Origin of the sequence: Pseudomonas nabeulensis (assembly GCF_004682045.1) — a bacterium.
GTDB classification, from domain to species: domain Bacteria; phylum Pseudomonadota; class Gammaproteobacteria; order Pseudomonadales; family Pseudomonadaceae; genus Aquipseudomonas; species Aquipseudomonas nabeulensis.
On sequence record NZ_QUZT01000030.1, the window covers coordinates 66,034 to 74,834 of the forward strand.

Genomic DNA, 8,801 nt, shown 5'->3' on the forward strand with positions numbered 1-8,801 from the left:
AAGGCTCTCCTCAAGATTCGCGTGGGAGAGTCGGTTGCACCCGGTTTTTCAGCCGTTCGCTGATCCACAGGTCTACCTCAGCCGAGTCCCAGCCAACCGCGCGGATACCGAGGCGAAGCGCTTGAGGGAACTGGCCCTTCTTCATCAGGGCATAAATGTGAGCACGTTTGAAACCAGACTTTGCCTCAACTTCGTCGAGTCGAAGAATGCGGCGCTCGCCCGGCTGTAATACAGACATCTGCGACATAGAGGTCACTCCTTAACGCTCGGTGGCGTTTGTTGGCGTGACCTCTATTCAATAGACATGGCAGGGGAAGTACATTGCAAATGCAGTTTCCGGGACTGCAGATACAAGCTGGACTTCCTCATCACATTGCATTACGTAAATTCCGTTTTGCACTGGCGAACTTACCGTTCAACGTTCTTTCCGTGATGCCCATCGCACCTCCATGGTTAGCGACCATCGCGCTGACGATAGCTTCTTGTGTCCTGAAGCTGGAGTACGGCACTCCTGAAGGTGACTGGCTGAGCATCAACTCAAGCATCCCTCCTATGATGTTCAGGTAAGTCGTCTCTGCGCGATCACTGATGGGGCATTGGTTGCAGGCGGGAATAACGGTGGATTGTTTCAGCAGCCCGTCATACCTTTCCTGCAGTTCCTGCATTTGTCGGCGGCACTGCATCAGGTCTGCCTTCAGGGCCTGCCGCTCAACCAGTAGTGCCTGGCCGGTTTCCAGAGTGATGACGGGATGCGCAATGCGTTCGCTGCGACTGAAGAGAAACGCTGGTCGGTGCTCTGGATAGTGCATACGCATCCAGCGTTTTAGATCGACGTGGCGGACCGTCAGGTCATCGCTTTCGAGCAACGCTTCGTCATTCAGCGTGATCCCGTTACGCCCATAGGACAGTTCCTGGTTGATGATGGCATCGTAGATGCGATCAGTGCACAGCCGGAGTTCATCCCATCGAGGGCATTCAAGGGTTAGCGGCAACTCTCTTGGTGACGAGATGGCGGACAGAATGTCCTGTTTGTATCGCAACAGACCAGCCCAACGTATGGCAGCTTCGATTGGTCGATAGAAGACCTTCGATACTGGGGGATCTTTATGCATGCACCTATCTCCTTGTGGGAGCGCTACATCACAAACACCTCTGCTACCAACTCAACGTTGGCCTGTTCTACCTGCTTGAATAGGCGTTTTAGGGGCGCTTGCGCGTCGTACTAAAACGCGAGTTCACATACCCTTAAAGGCAAGTGGCTATCACGCGCTCGTTGTGTGAAAATAAAGTCGTGGGTCTGTTGAACAAACCCCGACCGCAATTGCTTGATGCTTGTTCGCATACATCAGCGTCATAGGCCTTGGTCATTTCATCAAGACCCGTTGTGTATTCCCTGGTCATCTGTATGTCTAACTGGGCTGCGTGGAGCTGTACCCAGTTGCGTATGCGTGGGAAATCCGGGGAAAAAGCGGGCCTGTGAGACCTACCTGGAATGCTGATAGACCAACACGGAAACTCAAGTGAGGGGGTGTGTTGCTTCAGCGGATGGGGTGGCTGGAGCGCGAGAGGACGCGTGCAAAGTCTTGGCCGCGCTTGCAGGTGATTCCTTGCAGGCGGACGGGGAGGTGTGGATGTTCTTGGACATCCATGGACGTCGGTGGACTATTTTTCGCGTTCGGGCTTGCTGTCGGCCCAAAAGTAGTCCATAATCTTGTCCATCCTGTTTGGCGGGATTTTTAAAACTCTTTATCAATCAAAGAGTTGTGAGTCGATCCAAGGACTCGTTTCCCGCTCCAAATTTAAGCAGTGTTGCCCTCGGGCGGCACTGAGTGAAACCAGGGCATGGTCTTCGGACCTAACCTCTGGACACTGAAATACACACCATGTGTTTCAGTTGTGTGTCCCCTTCGTCTAGTGGCCTAGGACACCGCCCTTTCACGGCGGTAACAGGGGTTCGAGTCCCCTAGGGGACGCCATTTGCGGGAATAGCTCAGTTGGTAGAGCACGACCTTGCCAAGGTCGGGGTCGCGAGTTCGAGTCTCGTTTCCCGCTCCAATTTAAGCAGTGTGGCCTTCGGGCGGCGCTGAGTGAAACCAGGGCATGATCTTCGGATTTAACCTCTGGGCACTGAGATACACACCATGTGTTTCAGTAGCGTGTCCCCTTCGTCTAGTGGCCTAGGACACCGCCCTTTCACGGCGGTAACAGGGGTTCGAGTCCCCTAGGGGACGCCATTTGCGGGAATAGCTCAGTTGGTAGAGCACGACCTTGCCAAGGTCGGGGTCGCGAGTTCGAGTCTCGTTTCCCGCTCCATATTCAACAAAAACGCCGATCAGAGATGATCGGCGTTTTTGTTTGTGCGCAATTTGTGCAACGGCCTACAGCCAGTTCGGTGGATAGGGGTGGGTGTGATAAAAGTCGCGCAACGCCACCACATCGCGTTCGAATGTCGTCTGTACCCAGGCTTGATAGGCCGCCTGCACCGTTGCTTCGTCAACCTGCCCCGACAGGCAGTCGATAATCGCCGAGGCGGCTTGCATGCCTGAGATCAATGCCTTGATAACACCATGGGACGCGCAGGGGTCCAGCGTTGCAGCTGCATCGCCGACTAGAAAATATCCCGGTCCTGCTGTTTTGTGGCAACACCTCCAAGACACGTCTGCTCCCCGTATGGGCCCTATCGCTGCAAGCTGATCGAGTTCGCGCGGGCAGGAAGCATGCCGGGTGCCCTCGACAAAATACAGCTGAGTCCAATGCAGGCACGAGCGGTTGATACGGGCAATCCAGTGCCAACCTTGTGCATGAGCAAAAAGCCCAAGGCGGTCATGTGCGAGTCTCTCGTCGCGACAGTAACCGTACCGCGCAATCAGCTTCGGTGAAAATCGCAGCCAAGGTGTTCCCAGTTGACGTTGCATCCAGCCATTTCGCCCCGTGGCATCTACTACATAGTGCGCTTTCCAAGGGGTTGCATCTGCCAGCACGCCTTGCGCCCGGCGGTGCTCAAACAGCACCTGGTGGAGGCGACGTGGATGAAAGACCTCTACGCCCGCATGGTTCGCCGCTTTCAACAGGTGCTCATCGAGCGTTGCTCGATTGATCTGGAAGCCGCGCCATCCATCCTGGCCGAATGATTGGAAGCGTGGCGGCCCATCCCAGTGCACCCAGTGACCCGCATGTCGCAGGCACTCCTGGCTGTTTGTAAGTGCCGAGACCCCCAGTTGTTGCAACAGGGGTTCGACTCCGGGGTGCAAGGTTTCTCCCGGCCTGTGCCGAGGGAACCGGCTGGTCTCCAGCAACGCGATGCGCAGGCCTCGCTGTGCGCCGTAGATAGCCGTTGCACAGCCCGCCGGCCCGGCCCCCACGACGATCACATCAAAACGGTTCATCGACTCGTCGCCAGAGCCCTTCGTCCTGGCGCATCAGCAGCGCGTCCGCGCTGACATACAACTGGACCTGTTGGAGCATTTCGACATGACGAAGCTTGAAGTTGTCCGTTGGAGTGCTGATAGATCCGCGTTTGTAGAACCAATAATGTTGCACATTGCCCTCCAGTTGAACGTCGGCCTCCTGCTGCGCGGCTTCGAATGCCGCGTCTGGTCGCTGTACCAGGGAAAATGACAACAGCGGCCAGAGCTTTCGTAGTTCTTTGTCTGACCCCGCACCGATGGCTCTGTACGCGCGCCACATGCCCAATACGCGCTGATGATACTGCTCGGTGCCGGTGTGCCCGGTAACAGCAAGAGACAGTTGGCCGTCCAGTGCCGCTTGTGTGTAGTCGCTGTATTCATAGGCGTGGTACTGGACCAGCATGCGCCCCTGCACCTCGACCAATATCGGCCCGCTGCGACCATCCCAGCCGGGGCTGCCGTTGAGGCCAATCTCGGTATCGGTCAGCGGAATGATCGTGGTGGAAATAGCTCGCGGTTCGAAGGCACGGGTTGAGTCCGGCGCTACCCCTGGCCAATAAGAACCCAGCGCGGCACAGATACGGGCGTCTTCCGTGAAAGGGCTGGCCAGTTGATAACCGCACAACATATTCGTGAACGGGGCATCTACCAGGCCTCGACCTATTTCCCAGCCCGGACCGAACACGCCGCTGGCGAAGTCCGGTAGCCAGGATTGGCGTTGGGCGCGCGCTACCGATAGGGCAGGACCTGATGTCGCGGTGGTTTGAGCCAGGGCGACAATTGCTGTCGCACCTCGGTCATCCGCAGAAAAATAGCCACCGTGAAGCGACTGATTGACATAGAAACGCACATCAGAAAGCGGATTGACCCGCGTGTGCCACACCTCAGGGCAAGGTGGCGCAGGGCAGGGGAAAACACCGGGTGTGCTGGACCATTCCTTGAGTTCCCGCTGCCCGCACAGCGGGAAAAAATCCGGCGCGCCGATGATCGAATAGGCCGCGACGCTCTCCAATGCCAGCGCGGGGCAGTGCGCCCTTACCCAACCATCGGCCATTGCGTCCTGGTAGTGCAGGGCACGGTAGCCGCCGGCGTTGACTATTTCATCGACATCTTGCCGGTCGTTGAGATCTTCAACTGAACCATCGTCGCGAACGCGGTGGCGTCCATGGATCAAGCCGCCGGAGTTGGGGGGCATCATGAAAGACAAGGGCTCCCCTTTGTAGTGGGCCAACTCGACGAGTGTGGGTTTGGCGTCGGGGATCAGTAAGCCGGGGCCGAACCGTGTGCAATCGCCCCAGTGACACAACTCCTGCGTGATGACGAAAGGAGGGTTCAAGATGTCGGGTTCCTGCCAGCCGGTATGACGAAAGCGCATGTGGATCTGGCGGATTTTTTCGTTGATCTGGTAATTTTCCAGTTGCACGTGCAAGTCCAGTCCCGCTAGGCATTCAGGACCATCGAACAATTTGTGCAACGGTACCCAGAACTCAAGCGCGGGATCGACGTCTGGCTGAAATCCCATCGGGCCAAATTGCACCTCGTTGCCGGTTTGCCGCATGGCGATGAACGCGCCGTACCGAGCCGGTATCACGCGCATGCGCTGCGGTTGCCCTTCGACAAAAGGTAAAAAACCGCGCCGCTGCGCGTCATAGAGTGCGGGCGCGGTACCGACGCGAGCCACACCGGTGCGGGAAAAGCACAGATCGGCCTGACGTTTATGCACAGTCTCCGGTTGTGGTCGGTACTCGTACGCAAAGATGACAATCGCCAGTGGCGCATCGCCGGCTTGTTGTTCAAGCGCTGCGAGGCTAGGCGGTGTGACGCCATAGACGTAGTTGAGGACGTGCTCAATCTCGGCCGCCGTGGGGAAGCTCGTCAGTGGGCTGCGGTTGATTCCGGTGAGAACGTTCGGTGACGCGAGCGCATGAAATAACAGGCTTTCTGCCGGATTCGAAGGCGTAATCCCTTGGGTGCCAGTCATGGAAAAGTCTTCGAACCCTTGCAGGCTACGATCAATGTGCAAGGGTTTGGCGAGTTCTTCCTCCAGTGGGATAGCCGTGATGTCCAGGCCATGTTGCAACAACAAATCGCGCCAGCCCCTTGGGGCCAGGCGCCGGCAGAGTTGCTCCACATGACTGATCAACGACATAGACTGTCCCTCCGGTTACGAGCTGGAGGGACAGTGTTCTTGGCGGCAGCTTTAGAAGATATCCAATAAATCGGATTTTACGTGGGGGGCCATTAGAGCTTCGGCAACTGCCCCACCCGCCCCATCATTTCGGTCACGATCTGCAAGTCCAGCAAGAACTGCTCAACCGTTTTGAACTCATTGTCAGTGTGCCCGGTGTATTTCACTTCCGGACGCGCCAGGCCGAATTGCACGCCGTTGGGCAATTCATGCACAGAGGTTGCGCCGGCCGAGGTGCCGAACTTGTGTTCCATACCCAGGTTCTCCGTGGCCACCGCCAACAAGGCTTTGACCCACTCACCTTCCGGGTTGCGGTACATCGGTTCGGCAACCGAGTAGGTGAAGCCCACCTTGACCTTGGTTTTCTTGTCCCAGGCGTTCAATTTGTCGGCAATCTCGGCTTTCAGTTTTTCTGGCGACTTGCCCTTCGGCACCCGCAGGTTCACCGCCAGTTTGAACGCCTTGTCATCCAACCCGACAAACGTCAGCGACGTGGTCAGCGGCCCCATGAAGTCATCGGAGAAGCCCACGCCCAACTTGCCGCCCAGGTAATCCAGGCCCCAGTTGTCGGAGGCATAACGCGCTGCATCGGTGATGTGGTTGTGCTTGAGCGCGATCTTGCCGTCGATGCTATGGATCAGCTCCAGCATGCGCGATACCGGGTTGATACCCGATTCCGGTTCGGAGGAGTGCGCGGAAACACCGGTCACCGTCAGCTTGACCTCTTTGCCGACCACCTTGGCGGCCACTTCGAAATCAGCACCGTTGGCCTTGACGTATTCCGCGCCGGCTTTTTGCAGGCTGGCTGCCAATTCGGCAGGCTTGTCGGTGACGAACGTTGCGACCGACGCCGACGGAATCTGGTTGGTCGCCATGCCACCGGTCATCGAGATGATTTCCGCACCTTGACCTTCACCCTTGCGACGGGGGAAGGTCGCCATGACGGTGCCATAGCCTTTCTCGGCAATCACTACGGGGTAACCGCCATCCAGCGCCAGGTTGTACTGCGGCGTCGGGTTGCGTTCGAAGTAGTAGGGGATTGCATCACCGGAGGTTTCCTCGGTGGTGTCCACCAGCAACTTGAAGGTGCGCGCCAGCGGCAGCTTTTCTTCCTTGATCACCTTCATGGCATACATCGCGACCACGATGCCGTTCTTGTCATCCTCGGTGCCACGCCCGTACATGCGGTCGCCGATCAGCGTGACCTTGAACGGGTCGAGCTGGGTGCCATCCTTCAGCACCCAGTTCTCCGGCGTCACTGGCACCACGTCGGCATGGGCATGGATGCCGACGACTTCATCGCCGCTGCCTTCCAGGGAAATTTCATACACCCGGCCATCGATATTGCGGAAGTTCAGGTTAAAGGCCTTGGCCAGCGCCTCGATCTTGCCGGCGATCTTGATGAATTCCGGGTTTTTATACTGAGGCACGCCGTCGATGTTGAACGTCGGGATCTCCACCAGTTCGCGCAGGGTCTCGGTGGCGGCCTTGCCGTACTTCACACGGGTGTAAATACCCAGCAGGCGGTTAATGTCGTTTTGCTGCTCGGCGTTCAGGGGTTTGTTATCCAGAAAGGCGCTAATCGACGCGGCCTGTTCACCCTTGGTCAGCGTGCCGAGGAACCCGCGGAAATCTGTGACGGATTTTTCGTTGAAGCTTTGGATAATCGCCGCACTTTGTTCCGGTGTGATGTTGGCCAAAGCGGAGGTGGTAACGGCTGAAAGGCTGGCGGCGAGCAGGGTGGTCGCCACCAGTTGCTTGAGTGGAAAGTGCATTGCGGGTGCATTCCTTTGCAGGTAGTGAGTAGGACGTTTCTGATCAAACCGTCAGAAACATTTCCACACACTACCACTACTCAGGTGCGTACCGTCAATGCTGGCCCGGGTGGGGCGCGGGGTATTCATCCGTGACACTCAAGGCCTTGGCGTAAGGCCCATCCCACAGCTGTTCATGCAGATCGCCTACACGCTTGGCCATCGCTTCGTTGTGCATCACCACTTCCAGATTGCGCGAATTATCCAGGTAGCCGCCCAACCAGTTGCTGGTGCCGATCCACGCCACTTGGCCGTCGATTTCCATGGTCTTGCTATGGATGACCCGCGCGTAAGGGATGAAGCCTTGCTTGGCTTCGGGCAGGGTAACGATTTTGACCTGCACATTGGGCAACACCGCCAGGCTCTTGAGGTAGGGCAGTTCCAGCTTGTCGGTGTTCCAGTTGGACACCATCAGCTTGATCGACACACCCCGTGCGGCGGCTGCGCGTACCGCATTGTCGATCACCGCGTAATACGGACGGGTGCGGTCGGGCCCATAGGACAGCGGCGCGTAGTCCAGCAATTGCACGCGCACTTCCTTCTTCGCTTCGCCCAGCAGGCGCGGCAGTTCCAGTTGAGAATCGCCCACGCCCGGCGGGTTGTAGCGTTGCGGGCTGGCCACCAGATAGTTGCCGGTGCGCGCTGGCTCTTTGCTTGCCGCCGGTAATGGCACCGGTTTGTTCTGGGCCAGTGCGGCCTGGGCCTGCCAGTCCTGATTGAAGATCGCCTGCACCTGGCCAGCCACGGTCGGGTCGCTGATGCGCAGCCCGGTTTCGTGGATGTGCTCCAGTGAACGCCAATCGAAATTCTGGCTGCCGACAAACGCCTGTTTACCGTCTACCACCATGTATTTGGCATGGATGATCCCGCCGCTCAATTGGCCGTATGCGAGCACGCGGAAGGTCAGGTTGGGGATCGCACGCAAACGCTCCAGGGTGGAGGCCTCGGACAATTTGATGCCCTTGTCTTCCAGCAAGAAGCGAATGTTCACACCGCGTTTGCCGGCGGCTTCCAGGTGTTCGATCACGGTGTCCATCACTGAGCCTGGATGGTCGGCGGCGTAGAACTGGCCAATATCAATGCTGCTTTTGGCCCCATCGAACATTTCGATCCATACCGGGCCAGGTTGGCGCAGGTCGGCAGTCCCCAGGGCAGTGTCCACCGGCACGGTGTGCACCAGTTCAAACCCCGGAATTGAAAAGTCCGCCTGGGCAAGCGGACTGAGGAGCAGGCCAGCGAGACCTGCGATAGCTAATTTCAAGGAGGTGGACATAAGACTCTCTTCATTGAGCGTTGTAGTGAGCGGGCTTGCCCCGCGCTGGGTGGCGAAGCCGCCCCAAATCCATCCACCGCGGTCTGTCTGAAGCACCGCGGTACCAGGGTTTAGGGCGG

General features: G+C 57.8%; 6 protein-coding genes and 4 tRNA genes. 4 read left to right on the forward strand and 6 right to left on the reverse strand.

The genetic code is table 11. The features are described 5' to 3' along the window. Nucleotides 1–10 precede the first annotated feature (10 nt). Together DYL61_RS16935 and DYL61_RS16940 are read right to left on the reverse strand one after the other, a co-directional pair. Entirely contained in the window at nucleotides 11–247 is a 237-nt protein-coding gene (locus DYL61_RS16935; RefSeq protein WP_135309277.1) for an AlpA family transcriptional regulator, read from the reverse strand. A gap of 121 nt (nucleotides 248–368) precedes the next feature. After that, complete coding sequence (locus DYL61_RS16940; RefSeq protein ID WP_135309278.1) at nucleotides 369–1,112, reverse strand: hypothetical protein; 744 nt, start codon at nucleotides 1,110–1,112, stop codon at nucleotides 369–371. Nucleotides 1,113–1,900: 788 nt separating this feature from the next. On the opposite strand from DYL61_RS16940, the gene DYL61_RS16945 reads away from it, so the two are divergent. The 4 genes from DYL61_RS16945 to DYL61_RS16960 all read left to right on the forward strand — a co-directional run bounded on the left by DYL61_RS16945 (nucleotide 1,901) and on the right by DYL61_RS16960 (nucleotide 2,313). Beyond that, nucleotides 1,901–1,976 (forward strand) — tRNA-Glu (locus DYL61_RS16945). Between the two features lie 3 nt (nucleotides 1,977–1,979). After that, nucleotides 1,980–2,055: transfer RNA gene (locus DYL61_RS16950), tRNA-Gly, on the forward strand. Nucleotides 2,056–2,158: 103 nt separating this feature from the next. Beyond that, a tRNA-Glu gene (locus tag DYL61_RS16955) sits at nucleotides 2,159–2,234 on the forward strand. A gap of 3 nt (nucleotides 2,235–2,237) precedes the next feature. Next, nucleotides 2,238–2,313 (forward strand) — tRNA-Gly (locus tag DYL61_RS16960). A 65-nt stretch (nucleotides 2,314–2,378) separates the two neighbouring features. On the opposite strand, the gene DYL61_RS16965 is transcribed toward DYL61_RS16960, so the two are convergent. The 4 genes from DYL61_RS16965 to DYL61_RS16980 form a co-directional block, all read right to left on the reverse strand. After that, nucleotides 2,379–3,386 carry an NAD(P)/FAD-dependent oxidoreductase gene (locus DYL61_RS16965; RefSeq protein ID WP_135309279.1) on the reverse strand — a complete coding sequence of 336 codons (1,008 nt, stop codon included), beginning with the start codon at nucleotides 3,384–3,386 and terminating at the stop codon, nucleotides 2,379–2,381. Further along, nucleotides 3,373–5,556 (reverse strand): hypothetical protein, encoded by a 2,184-nt coding sequence (locus tag DYL61_RS16970; RefSeq protein WP_135309280.1) that lies wholly within the window; start codon nucleotides 5,554–5,556, stop codon nucleotides 3,373–3,375. Before DYL61_RS16970 ends, DYL61_RS16965 begins: the two co-directional genes overlap by 14 nt. Nucleotides 5,557–5,648: 92 nt before the next feature. Continuing rightward, nucleotides 5,649–7,370 (reverse strand): dipeptidase, encoded by a 1,722-nt coding sequence (locus tag DYL61_RS16975; RefSeq protein WP_135309281.1) that lies wholly within the window; start codon nucleotides 7,368–7,370, stop codon nucleotides 5,649–5,651. 94 nt (nucleotides 7,371–7,464) lie between these two features. Further along, complete coding sequence (locus tag DYL61_RS16980; RefSeq protein ID WP_135309282.1) at nucleotides 7,465–8,682, reverse strand: phospholipase D-like domain-containing protein; 1,218 nt, start codon at nucleotides 8,680–8,682, stop codon at nucleotides 7,465–7,467. Between the last annotated feature and the right edge of the window lie 119 nt (nucleotides 8,683–8,801).

What these genes read in the sequence shown, in the direction of transcription:
- DYL61_RS16965 (WP_135309279.1), bottom strand. Translation starts at nt 3,386, where the DNA reads ATGAACCGTTTTGATGTGATCGTCGTGGGGGCCGGGCCGGCGGGCTGT.
- DYL61_RS16970 (WP_135309280.1), bottom strand. Translation starts at nt 5,556, where the DNA reads ATGTCGTTGATCAGTCATGTGGAGCAACTCTGCCGGCGCCTGGCCCCA.
- DYL61_RS16975 (WP_135309281.1), bottom strand. Translation starts at nt 7,370, where the DNA reads ATGCACTTTCCACTCAAGCAACTGGTGGCGACCACCCTGCTCGCCGCC.
- DYL61_RS16935 (WP_135309277.1), bottom strand. Translation starts at nt 247, where the DNA reads ATGTCGCAGATGTCTGTATTACAGCCGGGCGAGCGCCGCATTCTTCGA.
- DYL61_RS16940 (WP_135309278.1), bottom strand. Translation starts at nt 1,112, where the DNA reads ATGCATAAAGATCCCCCAGTATCGAAGGTCTTCTATCGACCAATCGAA.
- DYL61_RS16980 (WP_135309282.1), bottom strand. Translation starts at nt 8,682, where the DNA reads ATGTCCACCTCCTTGAAATTAGCTATCGCAGGTCTCGCTGGCCTGCTC.